General features: G+C 39.9%; 24 protein-coding genes. 1 reads left to right on the top strand and 23 read right to left on the bottom strand.

The window, feature by feature from the left end; translation table 11 throughout:
* Nucleotides 1-32: 32 nt before the first annotated feature.
* From AAAT93_RS03930 to AAAT93_RS03845, 18 genes are all read right to left on the bottom strand, one after another.
* Nucleotides 33-635: a hypothetical protein gene (locus AAAT93_RS03930; protein WP_117780557.1), complete on the bottom strand. Its 603-nt coding sequence runs from the start codon at nt 633-635 to the stop codon at nt 33-35.
* A gap of 11 nt (nt 636-646) precedes the next feature.
* Nucleotides 647-1,519 carry a DUF6033 family protein gene (locus tag AAAT93_RS03925; protein ID WP_118671369.1) on the bottom strand — a complete coding sequence of 291 codons (873 nt, stop codon included), beginning with the start codon at nt 1,517-1,519 and terminating at the stop codon, nt 647-649.
* A 105-nt stretch (nt 1,520-1,624) separates the two neighbouring features.
* Entirely contained in the window at nt 1,625-2,566 is a 942-nt protein-coding gene (locus tag AAAT93_RS03920) for a hypothetical protein (protein WP_117780559.1), read from the bottom strand.
* Between the two features lie 271 nt (nt 2,567-2,837).
* Nucleotides 2,838-3,851 carry a DUF6892 domain-containing protein gene (locus AAAT93_RS03915; RefSeq protein WP_227572994.1) on the bottom strand — a complete coding sequence of 338 codons (1,014 nt, stop codon included), beginning with the start codon at nt 3,849-3,851 and terminating at the stop codon, nt 2,838-2,840.
* A 204-nt stretch (nt 3,852-4,055) separates the two neighbouring features.
* A complete protein-coding gene (locus AAAT93_RS03910) occupies nt 4,056-5,849 on the bottom strand; it encodes an oleate hydratase (RefSeq protein WP_227572993.1) in 1,794 nt (597 codons plus the stop codon).
* Nucleotides 5,850-6,020: 171 nt separating this feature from the next.
* Nucleotides 6,021-6,587: a TetR/AcrR family transcriptional regulator gene (locus AAAT93_RS03905; RefSeq protein ID WP_227572992.1), complete on the bottom strand. Its 567-nt coding sequence runs from the start codon at nt 6,585-6,587 to the stop codon at nt 6,021-6,023.
* Between the two features lie 238 nt (nt 6,588-6,825).
* Nucleotides 6,826-7,857: an AbiH family protein gene (locus tag AAAT93_RS03900; protein ID WP_227572991.1), complete on the bottom strand. Its 1,032-nt coding sequence runs from the start codon at nt 7,855-7,857 to the stop codon at nt 6,826-6,828.
* Between the two features lie 148 nt (nt 7,858-8,005).
* A complete protein-coding gene (locus tag AAAT93_RS03895) occupies nt 8,006-9,502 on the bottom strand; it encodes an ATP-binding protein (protein ID WP_227572990.1) in 1,497 nt (498 codons plus the stop codon).
* Nucleotides 9,503-9,543: 41 nt separating this feature from the next.
* On the bottom strand, nt 9,544-10,674 hold the full coding sequence (locus AAAT93_RS03890; protein WP_227572989.1) for a DUF262 domain-containing protein: 1,131 nt from the start codon (nt 10,672-10,674) through the stop codon (nt 9,544-9,546).
* Nucleotides 10,664-11,281 carry a hypothetical protein gene (locus tag AAAT93_RS03885; RefSeq protein WP_227572988.1) on the bottom strand — a complete coding sequence of 206 codons (618 nt, stop codon included), beginning with the start codon at nt 11,279-11,281 and terminating at the stop codon, nt 10,664-10,666. The genes AAAT93_RS03890 and AAAT93_RS03885 overlap by 11 nt, the downstream gene beginning before the upstream one ends.
* Nucleotides 11,282-11,295: 14 nt before the next feature.
* Nucleotides 11,296-12,405, bottom strand: a complete 1,110-nt coding sequence (locus tag AAAT93_RS03880; protein WP_227572987.1) for a DNA cytosine methyltransferase — start codon at nt 12,403-12,405, stop codon at nt 11,296-11,298.
* Nucleotides 12,406-12,438: 33 nt separating this feature from the next.
* Nucleotides 12,439-12,885: a very short patch repair endonuclease gene (locus AAAT93_RS03875; protein ID WP_227573071.1), complete on the bottom strand. Its 447-nt coding sequence runs from the start codon at nt 12,883-12,885 to the stop codon at nt 12,439-12,441.
* Between the two features lie 50 nt (nt 12,886-12,935).
* Nucleotides 12,936-13,340, bottom strand: coding sequence for a hypothetical protein (locus AAAT93_RS03870; RefSeq protein ID WP_227572986.1), 405 nt, complete (start codon nt 13,338-13,340; stop codon nt 12,936-12,938).
* A gap of 31 nt (nt 13,341-13,371) precedes the next feature.
* Nucleotides 13,372-14,898, bottom strand: a complete 1,527-nt coding sequence (locus tag AAAT93_RS03865; protein ID WP_227572985.1) for a restriction endonuclease FokI C-terminal domain-containing protein — start codon at nt 14,896-14,898, stop codon at nt 13,372-13,374.
* A gap of 10 nt (nt 14,899-14,908) precedes the next feature.
* Nucleotides 14,909-15,985 carry a DNA cytosine methyltransferase gene (locus AAAT93_RS03860; RefSeq protein WP_227572984.1) on the bottom strand — a complete coding sequence of 359 codons (1,077 nt, stop codon included), beginning with the start codon at nt 15,983-15,985 and terminating at the stop codon, nt 14,909-14,911.
* Complete coding sequence (locus tag AAAT93_RS03855; RefSeq protein ID WP_227572983.1) at nt 15,985-16,194, bottom strand: helix-turn-helix domain-containing protein; 210 nt, start codon at nt 16,192-16,194, stop codon at nt 15,985-15,987. The genes AAAT93_RS03860 and AAAT93_RS03855 overlap by 1 nt, the downstream gene beginning before the upstream one ends.
* A gap of 109 nt (nt 16,195-16,303) precedes the next feature.
* Nucleotides 16,304-16,468 carry a hypothetical protein gene (locus AAAT93_RS03850; protein ID WP_227572982.1) on the bottom strand — a complete coding sequence of 55 codons (165 nt, stop codon included), beginning with the start codon at nt 16,466-16,468 and terminating at the stop codon, nt 16,304-16,306.
* A 224-nt stretch (nt 16,469-16,692) separates the two neighbouring features.
* The gene (locus AAAT93_RS03845; RefSeq protein ID WP_227572981.1) at nt 16,693-16,971 is read right to left on the bottom strand and encodes a DUF6061 family protein; all 279 of its coding nucleotides are present in this window, start codon (nt 16,969-16,971) and stop codon (nt 16,693-16,695) included.
* Nucleotides 16,972-17,038: 67 nt separating this feature from the next.
* On the opposite strand from AAAT93_RS03845, the gene AAAT93_RS03840 reads away from it, so the two are divergent.
* Complete coding sequence (locus tag AAAT93_RS03840) at nt 17,039-17,479, top strand: helix-turn-helix domain-containing protein (protein WP_227572980.1); 441 nt, start codon at nt 17,039-17,041, stop codon at nt 17,477-17,479.
* Between the two features lie 189 nt (nt 17,480-17,668).
* Here AAAT93_RS03840 and tuf read toward each other — a convergent pair whose 3' ends face one another.
* From tuf to rpoC, 5 genes are all read right to left on the bottom strand, one after another.
* Nucleotides 17,669-18,856, bottom strand: a complete 1,188-nt coding sequence (gene tuf, locus AAAT93_RS03835) for an elongation factor Tu (RefSeq protein WP_118544680.1) — start codon at nt 18,854-18,856, stop codon at nt 17,669-17,671.
* Between the two features lie 145 nt (nt 18,857-19,001).
* The gene (fusA, locus tag AAAT93_RS03830) at nt 19,002-21,119 is read right to left on the bottom strand and encodes an elongation factor G (RefSeq protein ID WP_021985291.1); all 2,118 of its coding nucleotides are present in this window, start codon (nt 21,117-21,119) and stop codon (nt 19,002-19,004) included.
* A gap of 40 nt (nt 21,120-21,159) precedes the next feature.
* Nucleotides 21,160-21,630 carry a 30S ribosomal protein S7 gene (rpsG, locus tag AAAT93_RS03825; RefSeq protein WP_021985292.1) on the bottom strand — a complete coding sequence of 157 codons (471 nt, stop codon included), beginning with the start codon at nt 21,628-21,630 and terminating at the stop codon, nt 21,160-21,162.
* 237 nt (nt 21,631-21,867) lie between these two features.
* Nucleotides 21,868-22,287, bottom strand: coding sequence for a 30S ribosomal protein S12 (rpsL, locus tag AAAT93_RS03820; RefSeq protein ID WP_021985293.1), 420 nt, complete (start codon nt 22,285-22,287; stop codon nt 21,868-21,870).
* Nucleotides 22,288-22,503: 216 nt separating this feature from the next.
* Nucleotides 22,504-26,382, bottom strand: coding sequence for a DNA-directed RNA polymerase subunit beta' (gene rpoC / locus AAAT93_RS03815; RefSeq protein WP_021985294.1), 3,879 nt, complete (start codon nt 26,380-26,382; stop codon nt 22,504-22,506).
* Nucleotides 26,383-26,392 lie beyond the last annotated feature (10 nt).

Genomic DNA, 26,392 nt, shown 5'->3' with positions numbered 1-26,392 from the left:
AACTACTTACACTGACATCATAAATGTATCTCTTATTCTCCGGATGCATCAAGCTCCCCTGTGGCATTGCTGATTGTAGTTTCTACATCCACGACCTCCGGTCCATCTGCAAATGCTTCCGTATTATTTGCTTCTTCGGTTGCGCTTATCTGCTCCTTTTCTTCTTCATCCTCCCACAGCGATTTGTGTTCTTTGCGTTTTCGCATCTCCAGCATCGCCGCTGCATTTTTTGCCATCATATAAAGCTTCGGATCGTATTCCATCAGCTTTTTCTCATCTTTCGCCGGAACCTTGTCCCCATGCATAATGCGCCTTGCAACAAGCATGATCTTGTTCATTTCTTTTGCCTGATCTGCCATAGCGTCCGACTGCTGTTTGCTTGCTATCTTGTCCGAGATCATGCGCCACTGTTCCATCAGTTTGTCCATGTAATCCTGATATTCCTGTCTCTTCTCATCAACCGCACTGTATTGCAGCTCAAGAATCGCCGACTCATCCTTGTAAACTTCCGCGCCATTCTCGGTCGTCTTTATCTTCTCTTCGAGTTTCTGTTTCTGCGCATACAATTCCTTCTGCTTCGAGTAGTAGGTTTTGATCTGTACGTTGTACCGTACTCTCGCATCTTCAATCTTCATACCGGTCACCTCTATCCCCGAAAATCAAATTTCTGTCCAACGCTCTTTTCGCTTTCTGTGAGTACATTTCGCTCGGAGTTCTCATATGCATAAGAAGAAACTTTGTCAATCAGCTCTTCCATTGAACCGGCTGTGATCTGCACGTATTCCTTCTCATCTGCAATCGTTGTTTCCTCATTTTTGGATTCTTCCGCGCGCTTCTCATCGGCCTTCTTTTCTGCTGCTTTTTTCTCAGCAAGCTTCTGATCTTTCGCCTTTTCCGCTTTCTTCTGTGCAGCCTTCTTCTCTGCTGCTTTCTTTTCCGCCTTCTTTTTCGCCGCCTTTTCCACAGTTGCAAAGAAGGTTGCCTTTCCATTTGCATCAACAGACATACCGAAGTTATTTACACTGGCACCGCTGCTTGTCAGACTGTTTTTTGCCTCCTGCAGCTTTGCCTGTGACATCGCAATAATTCCTTCATATTTTCTCCGGAAAGACTCATCCGTTGCCATCTTCTCAATTTTCTCATCGTCGATCAGAACAACCTGCTTGCTCGCATTTCCATATGCCGCCGCATTTGCCTGCACCTGTGATTTCATGTCCTTGCTTACAAGTATAAAATCCATATTTCCAAACTTGGCTTTCAGTTTGTTGTAATAGTCCTTCGCTTTGTCAGACAGCTCCACATCTCCAATCACCGTCCCATATCCGTTCTTCGTTGTAGGGACGAGAGAACTCGTCGTATCGGCTGGGTTGAAGGTCGTTGTCTTCACGCTGTCTGTCTCTGTTTTCTGTACATCTGTTTTCTCCGCATTCTTCCGGTCTGTCTTCGTGTTATTCGTGCGGGTGTTGTTCCACGTGCTGTTCGTCTGCTGATATGCAGATACTCCATATAAATTTGCCATTTCTTTCTCTCCCTTCGTCTAATATGTAATGCCCCCTCACATCTGTTCGGCGGCTGGTCGTCGGAACCGATCCTAAATATGAACTTCGTTCATATCGGTTCCTCCTCATACCTGTGCTGTAAAGCTTCCTCTGCCACTGTGATTGCGTCGCAGAAATCGTTCAATTTCCTCTGTTATCTCTGTAAATGTCTGTGCAGCCTCCTGCTGCCTGCGTGCCATGCTTGCATCACCGGCTGTCTTCGGCGATTCCGGCGGTTTTATTTTTGCATGTGTTTCTACATTTGCAATTTCTACCGTTTCGTATACATCAGACATTTCCGATTTTACATCAGATTGCGGTTCATCCACTTCCTCATCCGCTGCATCTGCCTTATTTTTATTGTCGACTTTTGAATCTTCTGTCGTTTCTGCCTGCTCTGTATCCTTTTGATGCTCCATTTTCTCTGCAGATTCCTCTGCCGCCTCCCTGCGCAGCTCTTGTTCCTCCGGAAGCTCCTCATATGCCCGACTCTTCTCAAACGCCTGATGTGCATCACGGATCATACACACTTCATTATTCAGCCGCTGCATAAGCACTACCTTCTTGTCCTTTGGAATATACGGATTGCTTGCGATTTCCTTTGCCTGTGCCGCAAAGCTTCCCATACGATTCAATTTAAGTCGCTGTACATCTTCCTTTGTCCGGCAATTTTTCAGTGCATTTTCATACGCTTTCTTCTCCGTCTGTGCTTTCTCATATTCTGCAAGTGCTTCCGGATCATGTTCTTTCAGATATGCGATTTCCTCTTCCGTCAGCGTTCCGCCGGTTTTCAACTTCGTATACAGCTCACTGGTCGCAGAACGCTCCCTCTCCGTCTGCGCCTGTCGTTCCAGACTGTCCAACAGGATCTCATCCTGCGTCATACCCTCTGTATCCTTCTTACTGTTGATATCCTGTTTCTTTTTCTGCCATTTCAGATCCAGCATTTGCAGACTGACCTGACTCTGAATCGTTCCTGTATACATCGTCTCACCTCCCAATTTATACTGTTTCACCTGCGTTTCCATAATACAGGCTCCGATCTTTTTATCACAACTATAAATTACGCATTTTCACATAGGAAATAAGCCCACTACAAGGGTAAAGAAATAATACAGAAATAGGTATAGTAATCCCCTATACCTCTGAAAACCTTATTACTTCATCCTTGAAGTTTTTGAGCTCAATTCCTTTTGAGCTTTTATATGTATGTTATCGGCTGGGGTAGGGGATTTGTTAACCTTTTAATTCAAGTAATATAAATAAAAGCCAAGAATATATAAATATATCTCTTCTAATCTAAACAGACGTACAAGCCATAGGTTCCACTTCAATCCCCAACGGAGCACATACTTTTCTAAGACTTTCTGCGTCACGTTCATTTCCGAAAATGAGCATTTTCTTCAGATTTGGGAACTGCTCCATCTCCGCTTTTGTTACTTTTCTGAAATCGAATCTTTCGTCTCTTCCGTCCCACTCTGGTGCAATCTGCATATAGATTTCATCGGAACCATCCATATTAATTTCTTTGACCAGCCCTGCAAGACTTGCCGGAATCGGTAATTCCTTAAAGAAGCTTACCGCGGCGCGTACATTTTTATCTGTTTCAAGATTCCAATGTGCTTTTTTGAAAATCATATAATCGTATATATCAAAATATGGCTTCAAGACTTCCTGATTGTACATGAGTTCCTGTATTACGGCGAGCTTAAAATTAAATGTATCGAATATCAGACAAGGTTCATCAGGAACAGTGATATTATAGTTCTCATCACTCTTTGGACGTTCCGGTCTGAATCCGATATATACATCTAATAGAATTTGATCTCCATCATAGACTGGAATATCTTTTCTCTTTCGTTCATCTTCTACTTTCAGAACAATATCCATATGAATCTGCCGAACCATATCCCCCTGCTCATCCTTAATTTCTGAATTATAGCCGTAGCCTAGAATATATGGATATAATCTGTCGCGTGACATATTTTGATTTAAGACTTTTAGTCCACCAATATAACATTTTTCTGTCTTTGATTCTGCGAATACGTTTTTCCCTGTAACATACAGCGTCATAGATGTGATATTATGGACATCATCTATATAGGCCTTCTGTTTTTTCAAGTTCCGAAGATATGCAGTTGCCCCCTCAAACGATATTCCCAGCTCATCATAGAAATATTCACAATGATTATCACTTTGAACATTTATCCTGGCCTCTCCAAATAATGCACGTATATCTTCATAGGAAAGTGGAAATGTCAGCAAATTGCCATTCAATACTACACCATTATCCAAAACCTCTACCTGATTCATTACTTATTGCACCCCCTCTTTCAATGTTAAATGGGAATTTACGAATATATTGTACCATAACAATTATAATCTTCAAACAATAATCAGAATCAATGGCATATTGCACAAAAGAGGAAACATCACACATGCTTCCTCTTTCCTTGCTCTTACTTATATTATTATCTGAGATATTTTGCTTAAATCCATATCGATGAATAACCTCTCTTACCGGAGCAATCCACTTTCCTTTAGCAAAATCTCCAGGTCGGTTCCTTCCACAGCTTTTATTACTTTCTTTAAGACAATCTTTTCTTTGAGGGAAAGCGGAAGTTCATCAATCGGCTTTTTATCAACTGCATAATATGCGGCCCGCAGCAATTCCCGTACATCGTACTTGGAACCCCACACTTCCGGAACACCACGATCTACGTTCATAAGTGTGTAAACTGCTTCCATACCCGTACGGATGGAGTATTCTGTTGTGAAAATAGTATCTCTCGGTGTCTCTGCAAACTGTCCCAGGAATGCAAAATTAACAGCGCCTTCCGGAACAACAAGCGGACGATCGCTTTCTTTTCTTGGCTGGAAGAACGCATTGATGTATGGCATGAAGCAGGTTGTTGTATTGCAGCGATTTTTTGCCCAATCGTCAATCTGATCTGTCGGCACGCCAATGTGATACAGCCACTCCCGGCAAACTTCTTCACCTGTACAATCCCGCATTGCCTTCTTCACATAATTTCCTTCTTTATTCGTTGTAAGTGCATATACCCAGATCAAAACCGTATTTTTATCCTGTGCTTTAAACTGCGGCTGACGATTGATTGTCCACGAAAGATACCAGTTGTCGGTACTATCCTTCACTGTCACAATTCCTCCGGTTGTTACCTTTCCCTCTCTCGGATCCCGCTTGCAAATGCTGATAATCTTCTGGATAATCTCTTCATCCGAGGTTTCTACAGTTGCACTCATCCAGTTTGTTGCTTCAAAATCGTCGCAGAATTTATCCGGATTACCATACTCGCCATTCTTTGCCTGTGCAGCAATATTCTTCCACAAATCCCAAGATTCGCCTGCACCGTTTTTAATCCGGCTCAAATCCGGCGCTGTATTCTGATCTCCATAGCAGGAAGTATCTGTACAGCAACCATTTGTTATAAAGACCAGATCATCCTCGATCAAATCTATTGTACCCGGGTTTCCATCCTTCTCATATACGATCTGTGTGGCAATTTTTTTACTATTTTCATCTTTGATGACAACATTTTTGACATCCATGCCATACTCGACTGACACACCGTGACTTTCGAGATATTTTACAAGCGGAAGAATCATGCTCTCGTATTGATTGTATTTCGTAAAGCGGAGTGCGGAAAAATCCGGAAGTCCATCAATATGATGGCAGTATCTGCATAAATACCGTTTCATTTCCAATGCAGATGACCATCTCTGGAATGCAAACATGGTCTGCCAGTACAGCCAGAAATTCGTGTCCCAGAAGGAATCCGGCAATATCTCACTGATTTTCTTATCCTCCAAATCTTTTTCCGGTGTCATAAACAACTTTGACAATGCCAGGGCTGAATCCTTATCAAGTGTAAATTTCTTATCTGTATGTGCATCCTGCCCGCATTTCTCAGAAGCCCTGCAAAGGGAGTAATTCGGATCATGCTTGTTTAACCAATAATACTCATCCAGAACAGAGACGCCCGGTGTCTCTATCGAAGGAACATCCCGGAACATATCCCACATACATTCAAAATGGTTGTCCATTTCTCTTCCGCCACGCATGTAGAAGCCTTTTCGGACATCCTTTCTTCCATCGCAGCTGCCTCCGGCAAGATCCAGCTTCTCAAGGAGATGAATACGCTCTCCCTTTACCTGCCCATCCCTCACCAGATAAAAGGCGGCAGAAAGCCCCGCTAATCCTGTTCCAATGATATATGCTGATTTCCGGTCAGCACCCTCCGGTTTTTCTGGTCTTGCAAATGCTTCATAAGTTCCTGCTGAATAATACATAATAAACACACTCCTTTTTTGTTTAAACTGTGACATTTTTCTTTGTTTCCATATACACAGTATATCCACAAAATCTTCTTCCTACTATGCACAAAAAAAGAGAACTGTCATAGAAAGCGACAATCCTCTTACATTGCATCCATATACGACAAACCAGCAGATTTGTCGTAATCAGCTCTTGTTCAGTTTTGCATTATTCAATGCATGTGCGAAAGATCCCTGAATCAATGCATTCAATCTTTCTATGATCTGTTTCGGATCCTCCTTCATTCCCTTGTCAATCCATTCTAACACCAGACCAACAAACCCATATTTATAAAAATCCGCAATGAATGTTTTATCCTCTTCCCGCACGACCATACCTGCCGCTTTTTCTTCGAGTACATCATATATCAGCTGATATGTTACTTTATACAAATATCGGTAAATATATCCTCGCGGAGCATTATGATAGATGTTGACAACAAAAGGCTCGTCCTTTTTCAATAGATGAAATATTGCCAGAAATCCTTCCTGCCACGTATCATATGTTTTATTCTGTTTGAGGACATGATCTGCATCTGTTTCGCAAATCCATTCAATCAACTCATACATATCATGAAAATGATAATAAAAAGTCTGCCGGTTTATCCCACATTTTTCCGTAATGTCGTTGATTGTTATTTTATCAATTGATTTTTCTAATAATAACTCCTTAAACGCAAATGCGATTGCAAACTTTGTCGTTGCCTTGCTCATGCTGCCTGACACCTCCTATGTGTTCCGCTGTTTTCACCTGCCAAACATAGCTTTGACTAAATAAAATATAATACACTCAGCCGCCTATGACAACCACGCTTCGCGTGTTTGTCTCGCGGGCCCACGCCCTATATTACGTATACATCTTGCGATTGCTGCACAATCACAAGCGCATAGATATTCTTCGAATATCTATGCAGATAAAATATGCACACCCTCATTAATTAGTGATAACATTTCATTCTAGCATTTCATCTTTTAGTTTTGGCAAGGAAAAAATATTTGAATTATAAGATATCATCATCCTATTTTTTATCTTCTTATAATAAGTTTCATCGTATTTTCCTCTTCCTTTATCAAAGACCATTCTCTTAATACTTTCATTTAAACGTACCACTTTTGATGGTAATTTTTTCTTTAATGCATCTTCAAAACCTTTCCAAAAAATTACCAGCTTATTATTTTCGTTTGATACTAGCCAGTCAACCAACACTTCCCACCACATTTTATCTGTATTTCCGATTGACATACCAAAAACACAAACAATATGGCTTTTATTAATAATTTCAGTCGCCTTTTCCGTCTTTCGTTGTCCTATGCTATTATTCATTCGTCTTTTAATAAAAGTATCTAAAAACAGTTCCTCATCTTTTAATAAATCATTTCCTATTTGTTCCACATCGTTTACACCCAAAATCATTTCTTCATCTGTTGTTCCATGAATATGAATTATTTGATTTATTTTATTATTTCTTGTATAGACCTTTCCTTGATGAGTCGCTATTATAGTTGCCTTGCCATCATATAAACCAACTATTCTGTCTAATATATTAGTATAATTAAACGTTATATATGAATATTCAAAATCCTCATCTTTATACACATCCATTGTTTTTTTAATAGATGCAACATCCTCCACCGGTAATTCACTATAAAAATTCAACATACTTTTGGAAAATTCTTTTTTTATTGGCTCTGGAGCCTCAAATCCATATTTTGCTTGCTCTTGTTCCAAATATTCAATTAATAGCTTATCCAACTCATCTTTATCATCATAAAATTTATCTAATTCCCCCTCCGGAATTTTGCCTATTTCTTGTCCTAACTTTTCTTCCAAATCAGACCAGAGTTTTTCTTTTCCATTAATCCAAGACTTGATCATATTATTGTCATTCGCATTTTTTATAAAATACGGATAAAATTGTGAATATCGAGTAGCTAACCCAATATTAATATCAAATCCATTGCCAATAAAAAATGTAATATTCAACGTACCTCATCTCCTTATCTGATTGCTGTTTCAAATTCTTACTACATAGTCTTTAACAAAACATTAAACTTGCATGTATCTTGCATACGAACTTGCATGTATAGCATGCAAGTTTAATGATATGTTTTTTTCATTTTCATGTCACTATTTACTTTTTCTTGTAACGCCTATCACGATTACTGCCAATAATATCAATATAGTCGGAAAGACCTTTCAAAATATCTTTTGTTCGACTTTCTTTTAAGCCTAACAATTCACAGAAATCCCAAATGCCATATTCTTTTCCCTCTTCCATAAAGCCAAGAATTTTATCATATTGCATCTGTGTCTTCTTTGTCACTTTTTTATCGCCGCTCTTTATCGCCGATTTTTTATCGCCGCTTTTTATCGCCGTTTTTTTATCGCCGCTTTTTTTGAAAGAAAGCGACAGTACCGTTCTGTCCGGATCAAATCTCTCCTCAATCACCGGTTCTTCCCAGCCTTCATCTTCCCAAACATTAAAGATATTCGGCACACCGCTTCCGGCACGTTCACCGATATTGATAAGATTAAACATTTTCATAAGAGCCTTGTTTCGTGGATCGGATTCACCGCCAAGACGCATCTGCTTTTTACCCGTTCTGATATAACCGGGATTTGCCAAAACTAGCTTATCCGGCTCTTTTCGGATAACAACGCCACGCAAACCATGATAATCTGCATTAATCAAACAATTTGCCAATGCCTCACGAATTGCCTTGTGTACCGGCGTATCGTCAACACGCTCGCCACCGGACATTTTGAATGGCACCTTAACATCTTTAATAATTTTGTTATAAACCCTGAAATAAAAGTCGCACACATTTCCGGACCATTCACCGGAACTGGATTGCAATCTGTCACTCCAACGCGTGGTAGGGTCTAACTCTTCCCTATAATCCAAGAAATACTCAGGGAACTGACGCACAATGTTATACTCATCCCCAAACATCAGCATGCCTGCTGCCGTAGGATGTAACTGTCCATCTTCCTCAGAAATTGCAGCAGCACCAATACTTCGCAAATATTCATGATCGCTCAGGCGTTCAAACGGATGTCCCTCTTTTAAAGAACGATGGCTGTTACGATATCCATGAATGGTATCATAATTCAAATCTTCCATCGGAACCTTGTCCAGCACTTCCATGTCCATGGTGCGCTCAGTCTGATCACGAAGCATCGTCTTTACCTGTAACCTAGTACAATGATAATCGCCCTCATAATTTCTGCGGAATGTGCCATTAAAAATATCATTATTAATGTACACCGGCTTCTGCTCACGCTTTGCCATCGGCACATAAATAACCATTATAACATCATGATTATCGCCAACCTCATAAGTCTGAACATCATCTTCTGACAGGAGATTGATGCTTACCTTCTTGGGATTGTTCATATTATCCCAAAATTCCTTACGAAGCTTAGATGCATTCCGGAGACCGGTAGTTCTCCAACTACCATCTTTATTTTCTTTAACTCCAAGAATAATAACTCCACCATAACAGTTCGCAAAGGAAGAATAGGTATCCCACAAAGAAACTGGCAAACCGCCCTCTGCTTTTTTTACTTCTCTTCTGTTATCTTCTCTGTATTCATCAAATTGTGAAAGGTCAAAAATATTAGGCATTTGCTTCCCTTCCTTTCATTCTCAAATATTCAAAATACATTTTATTCAACTAATTCTTCCATTCTTTGTTTTATCAATTCAAAAACTTTTGATTCAATGGAATCAAACTGTAATAATATTTTTTTAAGTACTTCAAAACGAATCATTCTATTACTTAATTTATTTACACCTTCTGATGACGCTAATTTGTACTTTTTAAGATACTCAAGTACCTTTCTTTCCTCTTCCGTTTCTCCTTGCAAATCATATTCGTTTTTAAATATAGTGTAGCATTGTTCAAAGGTCAAAAACATCTGAATAACACTTTCAGAGACATCTATGTTATTTTCTACAAAATCAAACATTACACTAAATAAAGTATACATTTGAATTTTTTTATTAACAAAACCATTAGTCTCTCCATTTGTTATTTTTTTAATCAGTTCCATTGCCCTATGAACCTTTTGAACATCGGATTCTGCGTCTTTATAATCCTCACAAAATTCTTTATAAACTTGGTCCAATCTCTCATTTTTTGTCTGATCTATTATACCTTCGCGGGCTAATATCAAAATACTGCTACAATATTCTATGTCTTGCATCCTTCTCACATCTCGTGGACTAAAGACTTTATAATCGCTCCAAAATTCTTCATTAGCCAATTCTTCTGAAATTGTTCCAAATTTACTATTCAGACTATTTCTTTTCTCTTGTTCATTCAAATTATAATCTGTTAAGTTAAGTCGATAAAACATCTTTCTTACTTCTTCAATTGAAAAATCTTTATCTAAATAAATTATAGACATCTCATAAGACCATATAGATTTTTTTGTATTATCATCTAAATCTTCAAAATATTTATCACCATACTCATCTATTATTTCATTGTCTGTCAAATACTTTTTTTGTAACTTATACTTTCCTGCAATAAAATCAAATATAGCATTGATTCTTTGCTGTCCATCGACAATATGTGTTATTGTTGCACCATTATTTGGATCTGTATCAAAATCCCACAGGAATATCTCTGGAATAATCAATTTAAGCAATATTGTTTCTATTAATCTTATATTATCTTTTACACCCCAAACAGTTTTTCTCTGATATGTTCTGTCAACTACTAATGTTCCATCTTTAAACCCGTTATATATTGCTGTTATTTTCATTGTATTTCTTGTAAACTTATTTCCCATAATTTCCTGCAACTCCTTTCAAATTTTCAATAGCTTGAATATGATATTCTTCCATATCTTTCCAATCCCTATAGATTCTATAATGGATTTCATGTTTAAAATACATTTTTCTCTGCAATTGTCTTGTGGCTTCATTACTTAATTCCAACCATTTCACACGACAATTATCTATATTGTACAGGTCTATATCTGATATATACCCACGATAAATCCCTCTACAAATATACCTATACAGCCCCTCTTTTGTAACGTCATATGACTCTCTAAATAACTTCCAAAAATAATCAAACAATTGGGGCGAAACAACTGCTATATCAATGTCAGACCTACATTCTTCCTCATCAGAAAATGATTTTAAGAATTTCTTAGGAGATAAACTATAACCAGTTTTTGCACTGCCAACCATAACAACATTGTTAAAACCTATGCCCATAGCATCACTAACCAACATTTTAAAATCATCAACAGCATGAATAATATCTTTTTCATTAATTCCCAAAACTTTTTCAAAATACCAATTATCAGCTCTTAACAAGTATTTCATATAAAATTCCTTGACACTACAGTTTAATAAATCTTCTTTGATATTTTCTTCTGTATATACCATTCCTGATTTCCTTTCTACATAAAATATGCTTTTAGTAATTTATTTAATTCAACAGCTATCTTCTCTGCCATTAAGACAGGTACTCCATTTCCAACTGTTTTAAACATATCTGTTAACGACATTTCTTTAGGCAATTCAAATTCTTTAGGAACAGACTGTATTGCTAATACTTCTGCTACACTTAATCTTCTTGCTTTATATGGATGTAAATGTACTTCGTTATTTCCATATGCCGCTGTTGGCGAATATCTCCACCGATGCAATCTCTTATAAGATTTTCTAGAAACATCCCCTTCATCTATAGTCTGCATTCGATTTAATCCTGCTTTCGGTTTGAAGAAGTCATTTGCGTTTGCATGTTGTTCCACACAATTTTTTTCAAACCAATACTGAATTGTAAGTTCCTTATCTATACCTTCCGGCTCCATTTTAATTTCATTTTCATTAAACACATCTGTGGTAGGCCATTCCATATTCTTAATAACCTCCAACGAATTGTATTTTGATACCCCCCAATTAAAATTCTGTACTAATTTCTGGATTTTTTCCTTTTCGGCCTTACCAGTGCACTTTATTCCTATCATTATGACTCTTTCTCTCTCTTGAGGAACGCCATATTCTAAGGAATTAACAAGTTTATCTATAATATAATACCCTCTTCGTTTCATTTTTCGATACATCTTATCATAAAATTCTCTGTGTTTCTTGGTCTTCCACAAGCCTTTAACATTTTCAAACACAAAAAAATCTGGTTTCATTTTTGAAATTAAGTCAAAATATGTTTTCGTTAATTTCCCATTATCTCCGTTTACTCCTTTATTTTTCCCTGCAGTTGAAAAATCCGGACATGGAGGTCCACCAATAAAACCAATTATATTATCTTTACTATCTTTCTTAACAAATTTCTCTAACACCGAATCCGACTGAAGATAATCAGCTATATCATCATTAAAATAACCATGTTCTGGTTCTTCCATTTTCATTTTTTTTCTTGAATATTTATAAGCATTTAAAAAAGGCAAATATTTTTCAGATACCATTACAATATCAAAACCAGCCTTCTCCATTCCTAGATCTAACAATCCACATCCAGAAAAAAATGAATATATCTTTATTTTCTTCATATTATCATCGCACTTTTGTGCTTCCTCCAAATTTCAATCATCATTACTGTTGTCAAATAACATATTATCAAATATTACTTCTTCGACAACTCTCACACACTCATCCGCATGCTTCTTTATATCATCGCCCCAAAACCGTATAACAGTCCATCCTTCAAACAGCAATCTCTTATTAATTTCATCATCCCTTTCCTTGTTCCGGGATATCTTACTAATCCAAAATTCACTGTTATTACTTTTCTCCAGTCTTGGTTTTAAAACCTCCCAATCTTTACCATGAAAAAATTCGCCATCACAAAAAATAGCTATCCTATACTTAGTTAATACAATATCCGGTTTCCCCGGAAGCTGTTTGTAATTCTTCCGATATCGATAACCCTTGTTCCACAATGCCCGCCTTAATATCACTTCTATTTTTGTATCATGACTTCGTATATTTTTCATATTCTTATGTCGTTGTTCTTGTGACAAATTATCCAATACACTCACCCGACCAATCTATTTTCAAACTCACATTATCCCGAATATTTTCAGAGTTTTTCAATTTGAATTTTTACCTTACTAATCCAATATACTCTAATTCTATCGCCTGGTCTTGCACCAATCTGTGCATACCACCTACCCAATGCCTTTAAATCTCCGTCCCCTGCAAATTGTTTTGCATAAATATCTCCTAATGATCTTGAACCTTGTGCCCTCAAAATTCCATGAAAATATCCATCCACAGATTCACATTCAAATAAATTTTTTCCCAATATATCAACATGATTTGTTCCATTACCATTAAACAATCCCAACCGACGTGCATTATTAAGTGGAATAGGAATATAACCTTCTCCATTTATCGGTTCTCTACTATTTGTAAATCTATAAGTTCCCCATGCAACATGTGATTGTGACAATACAACCTCAAAACCATCTCCCGCATTAGCCATAGCTCTACCTCCGCTCTTAATATAAATATCTTTAATGATGTATATCCGATAGCATAATCTGTCTATCTAATCCAAATATCCTACACAACTCTGCATGAGAATATGGATTTTCCATATGATCTTCAATAAGCATTATTAAATTGGATACAGTAATACCGGAACCGTGAATACCTGATGCATTTACTTCATCCATAATCTGTCTATCAATATGTGGCACAAATCCGCCACTAATATATGTAAAATATCCTATTGGATGTGTACAAGTACTATAACTACTAATGTTTTCCAAGTAATTATGCACCATTCTGTTATGATGATCACCACTAATACTGTATTTGCTATATGCTTTATTATCTATAATAGCCTGATAACCTTCCTCATCTGAAATTAACAGAACATCTGGTGCTGATTTTGATCCTGTCTGTCCCAAATGAATTGCTTCATATCCAAATATATCTTGAAACAAGCTAGTCGTTGCTTTTTCAAAATCGACTGCTTCGTCTCTTCCTTGAAATGCCATATCGCGATAATGACTCAGATATCCTCCTACCGCTCCGTTTGGATATGTCTCAATCAAAACACTTTCTGTATACCTTGGGTCTGTGCCGGATATATTACAAATATAATCTACCACTTCAGCATTAATCCGTCTTACAGGGTTTAAAGAAGAGTAGTTAAAAAACGCACGTAAAATTCTATTCCTATCTATTACCTTACTTGAAACAGCTACTGTATTTAAAAGGTTTCTCGTATCCTTCTGATGCCACGGATCCACACCATATTTCCTTTGATATACATCGTTTTCCACAGGATACTGGATAAATGTCGGCATGTTAGCTACTAAATCTTCAACCTCTTTCCTCTTTTCATCTGGTATCCCAATTGTCCCCTTTTCACGATATACAAGTTGAGTATAATCAAGCCAATTCATCATCGTGTTCGCAACATCCATCAAATTACCTTCTGATGCATTATGCTTTTCTAAATAGTCGCTTTCAAATATTTCATCCCCATATGAACGATGCTGTAATACTTTTTCAACAACTTCGTTATAGCACTTATCCGACTCATTTTCTGCTTGAATTGCAACAATTAGGGCTATTTCCCTTTGTGACAATACTAATAATCTTTCATCCAAAAGCAACTTAAGCAAGAAGTAAAAAGGTCTAATCTTAAAACGTGGAGCAACCTTAACAGATGCAGAATATGCAGATGGATACTGAAATCTTAACACCTGTTTTTTTAGAACTGGAACCAGTGATTTTCCCTGCATAATTGCCTCACCTGCAAGTGTTAAAAACACTGTTTCATTCTTTTCAAACCATAGTCCCAAACTATACAGCATAGCCGCATGAGTTCTTCCGCCAGAACCAGAAGCATCTCTTCGTTCTCCTACGCGCTTTGTTCCTGTTTGCTCCAATTCTATTTCAAACTCAATATGAGAATCTCTATTTCTTGTCCACTTTTTCCCAAGAGCTGTGCTACAAAATGCCGCCAATTCTTCTGGAATAGGATTTAGTTTTCTCTTTGGGCGAGTAACCCACCAATAATCTTGCATTTAATCACCCCTAATCATCATTTCCGGTATATGCATCAATACTTTCGTACGGAATTCCTGCAAATGTTTTAAGAATTGCTTCAAAAATCACTCTTGCACCATTTTGAGGTACAGCCATTCCAATTTGCTTTCTTACTGATTCCTTGCTTCCTTCAAAAACATAATCATCCGGAAAAGTCTGCAATCTAGCTCGTTCTCTGTTTGTTAAAGCTCTTGGTTCATCATAATGATATATATGTGTTCCGCCACCACCTGAACCAGTTACTGTGTATGCCGGTTTGGTTGGATCCAATCGTTTATATATCTGACTAATCTTAGCCCCTTTAACCTTCAATTGCAATTCTTCCGGAATATCAGCAGTAAATGCATTCTGTCCCGGCTTAATATATTTTAATCGCTCTACAACCTGATGAGATTGCTTAGTTAATTCGTTATTTGCTACATCCTTAGGTATCGGGGGAACTTCCAGTGCAGTTTTACAAGTTACATCTATATTCTTGTATGGTTCTGGACTAGGTATTTTAAATTCATACGGCAAATCTGCCCGAATACCCACAATAATCATTCTGTGTCTTGCTTGCGGTACACCATATTGTTCAAATTTATACAAATTTGGATATATTCTATATCCGGCTTCAATCATATCCTCTTTAATTTTTTCAAAAGCCTTTCCTTCATTTGCACTTTTTAATCCACCCACATTTTCTGCTAAGAACCATAATGGCTTATATCTTTTTAACACTTTTATGCCATACGAATACAACGGTCCAAATGTACCATTAAATCCTTTTTGTTCTCCTACAACAGAAAAATCGTTACAAGGAAATCCAAAAGCTAATGCATCTATATCTCCCAAAGGTTCTATATCCAATTTACGAACATCACCACATATAACCGACTCCGGATCATCCGGACAAATATTCCGAGTATATGTCTTACACGTATCTAAATCATAATCATTTGCCCACTTGTGTATAATTTTATACTCTGAATCCGCTATTTGAGAATTAACTGCAGCATAAGCGAGTCCACCCGGACCACAAAACAATTCTCCCAGTCTAAATTCCTTAACTTTTTTCGACTTCATTATATTTCTTCTCCATTCGTTAATATAAAATTCCGTTTAAACTCGACACCAACCGCATCTGCGATTTCATTTAAATCATCAATGGTAAAACTCTCTCTTTTCATCTTCGCATTAAAACTTTGTGGAGATTTACCTAATCTGCGTGCTAGTTCAGCCTCACTCACATTACATCTAACACACAAGATTTTAATTTGTTCAGATATCGTCATATAACAATCCTCCTAACATTACCATTATAAACGTATTTATTGATAAAATCAACGCAAACATTAAGCATATATCATTTTTCAAAATGTATGCTCCACCTTATGCTCAGTACTAAATTTCCCCTTCCTCAACCACCTCTCCAACTATTACTCCGCTTCTCCCCCAGTCCTTCGCCAGATACGCATTCTGTGCCCACAGCCCCATTCGTACATCAATACATGGGATTTTCCCCTGAAACCCTGTATATTTTCTATGTACTCCATTTATTGGCGTCATTTTCTAAAAGGTGCTCCAAAAAGTGGAGTACCTATGTTATATCCAAAGGGTTTTAGGGATTTTTCCCTAACCGATACAACATTTTGCCCCGGATATCCAAAATGCGTATCTGGCAGAAGACACATCTAAATTCACCTGTGTCATTTTACGGTATAGAAATACCATTCTGGCACGTAAAAAAAGCGACTGGATTTCACCAGCCGGCTCTACTTCTGCTTATCTTGCTACCACACACTTATATCATCCAATGCATCCAGCCATACCTGCATCTCTCCGTCAAGCATCAACCTCACATACTCCACCGGGTTCTCAATCGCCATTGCATCCATCTTTCCTTGGGAATTGGGCGTGGTCCGAAGACCACTCTCCCACTTCCCACAATCCAGACTTACGATGCAGTTAGTATCATAGTGAATCACATTCACCGTATTATTCTGCTCGTTGTAAAATCCTCTTGGCTTATAGTCCTGATTCAGATAAAACTTATGTACTCGTTTGCACATGACTCTAACCTCCCGCTTACTATTAGTAACTATAATGTTACTTTTTGAAGTTGGAAGGAGTTACACGATGGCTATTGGTGAACGAATAAAACGAATCAGAAATTTCCGCAAATTAACACAGGCACAGCTTGGCGAAGCAGTCGGCTTATCCGACGTGCGAATCCGTCAGTACGAAACCGGCAACCGCACACCCAAGGAAGATATGATACAGGAGCTGGCAAAAGCCTTGAACTGTAATTACCGCTCCATTTACGAGCCTTCCCTCTACGCAGCCGAGGATGTGATGTATGCACTCTTCAAACTGGATGAGCACTACAATATGCCCCTCTACGAAGTTGCAAATCCCAAGAATCCTACCGAGAAGCATATCGCTGTTGGTTTTGATTATTCTTTACTGGATGATTTCCTGAATACCTGGAAAAGGAAAAAAGAGGACTTAGCCTCCGGTAAAATTACCAAAGAAGAGTATTTTGAATGGAAAATTAACTGGCCTCACACCGAAGATTGATTTGGTGTGGATTTGATGTCTTAAAAACAACGTGTATCACACGCGTATCACAAGCCCATTTTGAGTGAAGAACTTGAAACGGGCTTTTTCTTTGTTCGTTAATCTTCTCTAAACAAAAGAAAACCGCAACTCCTCATAAAATGAGGAATTGCGGCTTGTATTTAAGTTTCTATGATACGAAATCAAAGATTACTCAATGATAGTAGCAACACGTCCAGAACCTACTGTTCTACCACCCTCACGGATAGCGAATGTAAGACCCTGGCTCATAGCGATTGGGTGGATGAGCTCGATTGTCATCTCTACGTTATCACCAGGCATGCACATCTCTGTACCAGCTGGAAGGTTACATACACCAGTTACATCAGTTGTTCTGAAGTAGAACTGTGGACGATAGTTGTTGAAGAATGGTGTATGACGACCACCCTCGTCCTTTGTCAGAACGTAAACCTGAGCTGTGAACTTTGTATGACATGTGATTGAACCTGGCTTACAAAGAACCTGTCCACGTACGATATCCTCTCTCTTGATACCACGAAGAAGAGCACCGATGTTATCACCAGCCTGACCTTCGTCAAGGAGCTTACGGAACATCTCGATACCTGTTACAGTTGTCTTCTGTTTCTCTGGCTTGATACCAACGATTTCAACTTCGTCGTTAAGATGAATAACACCAGCCTCAACTCTACCAGTTGCAACAGTACCACGACCTGTGATTGTGAATACGTCCTCTACAGGCATGATGAAGTCCTTATCTGTAGCTCTCTGTGGATCTGGAATGTATGAATCAATTGTATCCATAAGCTCCATGATCTTGTCGCCCCAAGGACCCATTGGATCTTCAAGAGCCTTAAGAGCAGAACCCTTGATGATTGGGCAGTCATTGAAACCATACTCTTCAAGCTGCTCTGTAACTTCCATCTCTACGAGCTCAAGAAGTTCCTCATCGTCAACCATATCACACTTGTTCAGGAATACTACGATGTAAGGTACACCTACCTGACGAGAAAGAAGGATGTGCTCCTTTGTCTGAGCCATAACACCATCAGTTGCAGCAACAACGAGGATAGCACCATCCATCTGTGCAGCACCAGTGATCATGTTCTTTACATAGTCAGCATGACCCGGACAGTCAACGTGTGCGTAATGTCTCTTCTCTGTCTCGTACTCAACGTGAGCTGTAGAGATAGTGATACCTCTTTCTCTCTCTTCTGGAGCCTTATCGATGTTCTCGAAATCTGTAGCTGTGTTACCAGCAACTCTAGCAGCCAATACCTTTGTAATTGCAGCTGTTAAAGTAGTTTTACCGTGGTCAACGTGTCCGATTGTACCAATGTTACAATGTGGCTTTGATCTGTTAAACTTTTCCTTTGCCATTATAATTTCCTCCTTAATATAGCCCCTCCGGGCAATTTATTTGCCCTTTCCGGGCGTTTACTCGGCTAAAAATCATTATATTAAAATATAGCGATATTTTCAAGCAATTTTTTAAAATTGTCCTACAAATATATACTTTGCAGAATTAAGAGTTCTTGTTTGCAAGAACCTTCTCCTGAATGTTCTTTGGACACTGCTCATACTTCTCGAAGAACATAGAGTAGTTACCACGACCCTGTGTAGAAGAACGAAGCTCTGTAGAGTAACCGAACATCTCAGCAAGTGGAACCAATGCCTTAACAATCTTTCCACCACCGATATCGTCCATACTCTGGATCTGTCCACGCTTTGCATTCAAGCTACCGATTACATCACCGAGGTACTCCTCAGGCATTGTAACCTCAACCTTCATGATAGGCTCAAGAAGCACTGCTCCACCCTTTGCCATAGCATCCTTGAATGCCATAGAACCAGCGATGTGGAATGCCATCTCTGAAGAATCGACTTCATGGTAAGAACCATCATAAACGTTTGCCTTAACACCAAGTACCGGATATCCGCCAAGGATACCAGCCTTTGCTGCTTCCTCGATACCTTCACCAACAGCTGGGATGTATTCCTTAGGAATAGCACCACCGACAACAGTTGACTCGAAAATAAACTGCTCTTCACCGTTTGGATCCATAGGCTCGAACTTAACCTTACAGTGACCATACTGACCACGACCACCAGACTGCTTAGCGTACTTGCTATCTACATCAACAGCCTTAGTAAATGTCTCCTTGTAAGCAACCTGAGGTGCACCAACGTTTGCCTCAACCTTGAACTCACGGAGAAGACGATCAACGATAACTTCCAAGTGAAGCTCGCCCATACCTGCGATGATTGTCTGACCTGTCTCTGAATCTGTATGTGCACGGAATGTAGGATCTTCTTCAGCAAGCTTTGCCAAAGCTTCACCCATCTTACCCTGATCATTCTTTGTCTTTGGCTCGATAGCAAGCTCAATAACTGGCTCAGGGAATTCCATAGACTCAAGGATTACTGGATGCTGCTCGTCACAGATTGTATCACCGGTTGTTGTAACCTTGAATCCAACTGCTGCAGCGATATCACCAGAGTAAACCTTGTCGATCTCTGTACGGGAATTTGCATGCATCTGAACGATACGTCCTACACGCTCCTTCTTACCCTTTGTTGCGTTCAGTACATAAGAACCTGAGTTCAATGTACCGGAATATACTCTGAAGAATGCCAACTTTCCTACGAAAGGATCTGTCATAATCTTAAATGCAAGTGCTGCAAATGGAGCTTCATCAGATGAAGGACGAGTTACCTCGTTACCATCTTCGTCTGTACCTGTGATATCAGGGATATCCGTAGGAGCAGGCATGTACTCGATAACGCCATCGAGCATCTTCTGAACACCCTTGTTCTTGTAAGCAGAACCACAGAATACAGGAACTGCCTCGTTTGCGATTGTACCCTTACGGAGTGCAGCCTTCATATCAGCGATAGATGGCTCCTCACCCTCAAGATACTGCATCATAAGGTCATCATCAAGCTCACAACACTTCTCTACCAGATTCTCATGCCACTTATCAGCAAGCTCTTTCAAATCTGCAGGGATATCTGTAATCTCGATATCTGTACCCTCATCGTTCTTATAATAGTATGCATCCATCTCGAACAGATCGATCAGTCCGATGAAATCATCTTCCTGTCCGATTGGAATCTGTACAGGAATTGCATTCTTGCCAAGACGGTCAATGATTGTCTGTACAGACATGAAAAAGTCTGCACCCATTTTATCCATCTTATTGATGAATGCCATACGTGGAACATTGTATGTGTCAGCCTGACGCCATACGTTCTCTGACTGTGGCTCAACACCAGCCTTTGCATCAAATACACCAACAGCTCCGTCCAATACACGAAGTGAACGCTCTACCTCAACAGTAAAGTCTACGTGTCCCGGAGTATCGATGATATTGATACGATGCTCTAAAGCACCTGGCTTCTTCTTATGATGATCCTCTAATGTCCAGTGACATGTTGTAGCAGCAGACGTGATTGTGATACCACGCTCTTTCTCCTGCTCCATCCAGTCCATGGTAGAAGCGCCATCATGAGTCTCACCAATCTTATAGTTTACACCAGTATAGTAAAGAATTCTCTCTGTAAGAGTTGTCTTACCAGCATCAATATGTGCCATGATACCGATGTTTCTTGTTCTATCAAGTGGATATTCTCTTCCAGCCAAGGTTTTTTCCTCCTTATTTTAGTATATATGCACCCGAAAACTAGAATCTGTAATGAGCAAATGCCTTGTTTGCCTCTGCCATCTTGTGCATGTCTTCTTTTCTCTTAACAGATGCGCCTGTATTGTTTGCTGCATCCATAAGCTCTTTTGCAAGTCTTTCTTCCATAGTCTTCTCACTTCTTGCACGTGAGTAAGTTGTCAACCAACGAAGCGCTAAAGCCTGTCTTCTGTCAGGTCTTACTTCGATTGGAACCTGGTATGTTGCACCACCGATACGTCTGGCCTTAACTTCGAGTGATGGCATGATATTATTCATAGCAGCATCGAAAACCTCTAAAGCCTCCTTACCAGTCTCGTTTGCGATACGATCAAAAGCACCGTAAACGATCTTCTGAGCAACACCCTTCTTACCATCAAGCATGATGTTGTTGATAAGCTTTGTAACGATCTTATTGTTGTAAATTGGATCCGCTAATACGTCTCTTTTTGCAATATGTCCTTTACGTGGCACGGTTCTTCCCTCCTTAATTATTTTTGGATCTTTCAATCCGAATTAATTCAACGGTACTCACATTCCCCTCAATAGAGATACAGCAAACCGTTACCTGCTGTACTTGAGTATTGTGGAAATGTGTTCGTGCGGAAATTGCTATCTTTCCTTCTATAAATATATAATACGGAAAACATAACCCACTTTCGCACTTTTTAGTTCTTGAAATACGAACTGTTACAATACTAATCTACCGATTTATTTTGCATCCTTCGGTCTCTTAGCACCGTACTTAGAACGTGCCTGACGTCTCTTAGCAACACCTGCTGTATCAAGAGTACCTCTGATGATATGGTATCTTGTACCAGGTAAGTCCTTTACTCTACCACCACGGATCAGAACAACGCTGTGCTCCTGAAGGTTGTGACCTTCTCCTGGGATGTAAGATGTAACCTCGATTCCGTTTGACAAACGAACTCTGGCGATCTTTCTAAGAGCTGAGTTAGGCTTCTTAGGAGTAGCTGTCTTAACTGCTGTACAAACACCTCTCTTCTGTGGTGAAGCTGTATCAGTAGGCTTTTTCTTAAGTGAGTTGTAACTTCTTAAGAGCGCTGGTGCAGTAGACTTCTTCTCTACAGTCTGTCTTCCCTTTCTAACTAACTGGTTAAAAGTTGGCATGTTTTCACCTCCATTCAAAATATTTTACACCATGCATACACAAGTATACACACAAATCACATGCCTTAAACGCATGCTTGACTATTATATTATTCAAATCGTCGGATGTCAACAGGGAAACCCGCAAAATATAAGAAAAAATTTCATTTTTTTAGAATATAAAGTCATTTATAAGAAAACACACATGGCTGTCACCAACCATGTGTGTTTATTTTATTACTCTTCTGTGTTAACAGTTTCTTCTACGGTTGCATCTGCTTCCTCGAAATCACCTGTCTCTTCGCCTGTTACCTCTGACATATCGATGTTTCCATCGCCTGTGTCAAGCTTCACATTACGATAACGCTTCATACCTGTACCAGCAGGAATCAGCTTACCAATCAGGACGTTCTCCTTCAGACCGATCAACGGATCAACCTTGCCCTTGATAGCGGCATCGGTCAATACCTTGGTTGTCTCCTGGAAGGATGCTGCTGACAAGAAGGAATTTGTAGCAAGAGAAGCCTTGGTAATACCAAGCATAATCTGCGTTCCCTTTGCTGGTTCCTTGCCTTCTGCTTCCAGCTTCTCGTTGAGCTCTGTGAACTCAAGTGCATCTACGTTGATTCCTGGTAAGTAATCGCTATCTCCGCTTTCCTCAACACGAATCTTCTTCAGCATCTGACGAACGATAACCTCGATATGCTTATCGTTGATCTCAACACCCTGCAGACGGTATACCTTCTGTACTTCCTGGATCATGTAATCCTGTACAGCACGTACACCCTTGATCTTCAGGATATCATGTGGATTTACAGAACCCTCTGTCAGCTCATCACCGGCTTCAAGTACCTGTCCATCCTGTACCTTCAAACGTGAGCCATAAGGAATAAGGTAAGCCTTTGCTTCACCTGTCTCCTGATTTGTAATGACTACTTCACGCTTTCTCTTTGTCTCACGGATCTCAACCACACCACCAAGTTCTGTGATGATTGCAAGTCCCTTTGGCTTTCTTGCCTCGAACAACTCCTCAACTCTAGGAAGACCCTGTGTAATATCTCCACCGGCCACACCACCTGTATGGAATGTTCTCATTGTAAGCTGTGTACCAGGCTCACCGATTGACTGCGCAGCGATGATTCCGACTGCCTCACCAACCTGAACCGCCTGTCCGGTTGCCATGTTTGAACCGTAGCACTTTGAACATACGCCAAGGTGTGAACGACATGTGAGGATCGTACGAATCTTGATCTTTGCATCTCTTCTTGGTTCTGACTCACCTTCGAGTGTAAATGGAACACCATCCTTATCTACACCATTCTTCAAAACGTTCTCTGCACGCTTTGGAGTGATCATATGATTTACCTTTACAAGCATGTTACCATCTTTATCGTAAATGCTTTCCGCTGCGTAACGACCTGTGATACGATCTTTCAGGCTCTCGACTACACGATCACCTTCCATAAATACTTCGACATACATGCCTGGCTTCTCTTCACGATCTACGCTACAATCAACATCACGGATGATCAGATCCTGCGATACATCTACCAGACGACGTGTCAGGTATCCAGAATCGGCTGTACGAAGGGCTGTATCAGAAAGTCCCTTACGAGCACCATGCGCAGAGATGAAGTACTCCAATACGTCAAGACCTTCACGGAAGTTTGACTTGATTGGGAGCTCGATGGTACGTCCTGATGTATCTGCCATCAGTCCACGCATACCAGCCAGCTGCTTGATCTGCTTATCACTACCACGGGCACCGGAATCTGCCATCATGTAGATGTTGTTATACTTGTCAAGTCCATCCAACAGAGCCTTTGTAAGCTTGTCATCAGCATCCTGCCATGTCTTGACAACGGCATGATAACGCTCTTCGTCGGTCAGATATCCACGACCGAACAGCATATTCTCTTTATCTACGATTTCCTGTGCATGCTCCAGAATATCCTTCTTAGATGCAGGCACTGTCATATCAGAAATAGATACTGAAATCGCACCTCTTGTTGAGTACTTATAACCCATTGCCTTGATATCGTCCAATACCTCTGCGGTCTTTGTAACGCCGTGTGTATTGATACACTTGTCAAGGATCTTCTTCAACTGCTTCTTATCAACATGGAAGTTGATTTCTGGCTCCAGGATATTATCTGGATTTGTTCTGTCTACGAATCCAAGATCCTGTGGAATAATCTCGTTAAAGATCAGACGTCCCAGTGTACACTCAACGAATCCTGTATGCTTCTCGCCATCTGGAGTCGTAACAGTACGAACAACTTCGATCTTCTGATGTAATGTAATCTCTTTGTTCTCATATGCGAGCATTGCAAGGTTCTCGCTGCTGAACTTCGGCTTCATGAAGTTTCTGACTGTTCCTACAATATTCTTGTAGAATGTCTCTGCCTTTGTCTTCTTTGCAACGACACGAACTCTGATATAATCATCTGCATCTAACTCGCCTGCATAACAATCTGTATGCAACTGCTCCAGATTGCCCTTCTCGTCGTCAGCAAGATATTCTTTCTTAATCTCTACATTTGCAGCTTCTTCGTCAGAAATACTTGCATAGCGCTCCATAGTCAGATAGTAAATACCAAGTACCATATCCTGAGAAGGAACGGCTACCGGACCACCATCAGAAGGCTTCAACAAGTTGTTTGGTGACAGAAGCAGGAATCTACACTCAGACTGTGCCTCTACAGAAAGTGGAAGGTGCACAGCCATCTGGTCTCCATCGAAGTCGGCGTTGAACGCGGTACATACCAATGGATGAAGCTTGATTGCCTTACCTTCTACCAGGATTGGCTCAAATGCCTGAATACCAAGTCTGTGAAGCGTCGGGGCACGGTTCAGCATAACTGGATGCTCTTTGATTACATCCTCCAATACATCCCATACTTCTGGCTCCAAAGACTCAACCTTCTTCTTTGCTGCCTTTACGTTTGTAGCAATACCACGTGCTGTCAATTCTTTCATTACGAAAGGCTTGAACAGCTCGATTGCCATTTCCTTTGGAAGTCCACACTGATAAATCTTCAGCTCCGGACCAACTACGATAACGGAACGTCCGGAATAGTCAACACGCTTACCAAGAAGGTTCTGACGGAAACGTCCCTGCTTACCCTTTAACATATCAGAAAGAGACTTCAATGCACGGTTACCAGGACCAGTTACCGCACGTCCTCTTCTACCATTATCAATCAATGCATCAACGGCTTCCTGTAGCATACGCTTCTCATTACGAACAATGATGTCAGGTGCCTTCAGATCCAACAGTCTCTTCAAACGGTTGTTACGGTTGATGATTCGACGATACAGATCATTCAGATCGGAAGTTGCGAATCTACCACCATCCAACTGTACCATTGGACGGATATCTGGTGGGATAACTGGAATTGCATCCAGAATCATCCACTCAGGCTTATTATGTGAGTTACGGAATGCTTCTACAACCTCCAGACGCTTAATGACACGTGCACGCTTCTGTCCGGTTGCTGTCTGCAGCTCCTCTGTCAAAGTCTCAGCCTCTTTGTCCAGATCAACTGCCTGAAGAAGCTCCTTAATTGCCTCGGCACCCATTCCAACACGGAACTTTCCGCCGAAGTCCTCTTCTGCCTTTCTGTATTCTGCCTCAGAGAGCACCTGTCTGTATTCCAGATTCGTCTCTCCCGGATCAATTACAATGTAAGATGCAAAGTACAGTACCTTCTCCAAAAGCTTTGGAGAAATGTCAAGCATCAATCCGATACGGCTTGGAATTCCCTTGAAGTACCAGATATGTGACACTGGTGCAGCAAGCTCGATATGTCCCATACGCTCACGACGTACGGAAGCTTTTGTAACCTCTACACCACAACGGTCACAGACAACGCCCTTAAAACGAATCTTCTTGTACTTACCACAATGACATTCCCAGTCCTTGCTTGGTCCAAAGATTCTCTCACAGAAAAGACCATCTTTTTCTGGCTTCAAAGTTCTATAATTGATTGTCTCTGGCTTTGTAACCTCGCCATGAGACCATTCTCTTATCTTTTCAGGAGATGCAAGTCCAATTTTGATGGCATCAAAATTTATAGGCTGCTCTTGATTTTTCTCGTTATTCATCGCTAACATCTCTTACAAA

The sequence above is a fragment of the Coprococcus hominis (ex Arizal et al. 2022) genome (assembly GCF_040094675.1).
In the GTDB taxonomy this organism is placed as follows: domain Bacteria; phylum Bacillota; class Clostridia; order Lachnospirales; family Lachnospiraceae; genus Coprococcus_C; species Coprococcus_C hominis.
The sequence above is the reverse complement of the archived record's forward strand: the minus strand, read 5'-3'. Positions and strand labels throughout refer to the sequence as shown.

Bases quoted from the DNA above. Each gene is read 5' to 3' on its own strand.
- AAAT93_RS03870 (WP_227572986.1), bottom strand. From the start codon at position 13,340: ATGGCTAATGCGGGAGATGGTTTTGAGGTTGTATTGTCACAATCACAT.
- AAAT93_RS03845 (WP_227572981.1), bottom strand. From the start codon at position 16,971: ATGTGCAAACGAGTACATAAGTTTTATCTGAATCAGGACTATAAGCCA.
- tuf (WP_118544680.1), bottom strand. From the start codon at position 18,856: ATGGCAAAGGAAAAGTTTAACAGATCAAAGCCACATTGTAACATTGGT.
- AAAT93_RS03925 (WP_118671369.1), bottom strand. From the start codon at position 1,519: ATGGCAAATTTATATGGAGTATCTGCATATCAGCAGACGAACAGCACG.
- AAAT93_RS03915 (WP_227572994.1), bottom strand. From the start codon at position 3,851: ATGAATCAGGTAGAGGTTTTGGATAATGGTGTAGTATTGAATGGCAAT.
- AAAT93_RS03930 (WP_117780557.1), bottom strand. From the start codon at position 635: ATGAAGATTGAAGATGCGAGAGTACGGTACAACGTACAGATCAAAACC.
- AAAT93_RS03840 (WP_227572980.1), top strand. From the start codon at position 17,039: ATGGCTATTGGTGAACGAATAAAACGAATCAGAAATTTCCGCAAATTA.
- rpoC (WP_021985294.1), bottom strand. From the start codon at position 26,382: ATGTTAGCGATGAATAACGAGAAAAATCAAGAGCAGCCTATAAATTTT.
- rpsL (WP_021985293.1), bottom strand. From the start codon at position 22,287: ATGCCAACTTTTAACCAGTTAGTTAGAAAGGGAAGACAGACTGTAGAG.
- AAAT93_RS03885 (WP_227572988.1), bottom strand. From the start codon at position 11,281: ATGGTATATACAGAAGAAAATATCAAAGAAGATTTATTAAACTGTAGT.
- AAAT93_RS03865 (WP_227572985.1), bottom strand. From the start codon at position 14,898: ATGCAAGATTATTGGTGGGTTACTCGCCCAAAGAGAAAACTAAATCCT.
- AAAT93_RS03920 (WP_117780559.1), bottom strand. From the start codon at position 2,566: ATGGAAACGCAGGTGAAACAGTATAAATTGGGAGGTGAGACGATGTAT.
- AAAT93_RS03905 (WP_227572992.1), bottom strand. From the start codon at position 6,587: ATGAGCAAGGCAACGACAAAGTTTGCAATCGCATTTGCGTTTAAGGAG.
- AAAT93_RS03850 (WP_227572982.1), bottom strand. From the start codon at position 16,468: ATGACGCCAATAAATGGAGTACATAGAAAATATACAGGGTTTCAGGGG.
- AAAT93_RS03890 (WP_227572989.1), bottom strand. From the start codon at position 10,674: ATGGGAAATAAGTTTACAAGAAATACAATGAAAATAACAGCAATATAT.
- AAAT93_RS03910 (WP_227572993.1), bottom strand. From the start codon at position 5,849: ATGTATTATTCAGCAGGAACTTATGAAGCATTTGCAAGACCAGAAAAA.
- AAAT93_RS03880 (WP_227572987.1), bottom strand. From the start codon at position 12,405: ATGAAGAAAATAAAGATATATTCATTTTTTTCTGGATGTGGATTGTTA.
- AAAT93_RS03895 (WP_227572990.1), bottom strand. From the start codon at position 9,502: ATGCCTAATATTTTTGACCTTTCACAATTTGATGAATACAGAGAAGAT.
- AAAT93_RS03855 (WP_227572983.1), bottom strand. From the start codon at position 16,194: ATGACGATATCTGAACAAATTAAAATCTTGTGTGTTAGATGTAATGTG.
- AAAT93_RS03860 (WP_227572984.1), bottom strand. From the start codon at position 15,985: ATGAAGTCGAAAAAAGTTAAGGAATTTAGACTGGGAGAATTGTTTTGT.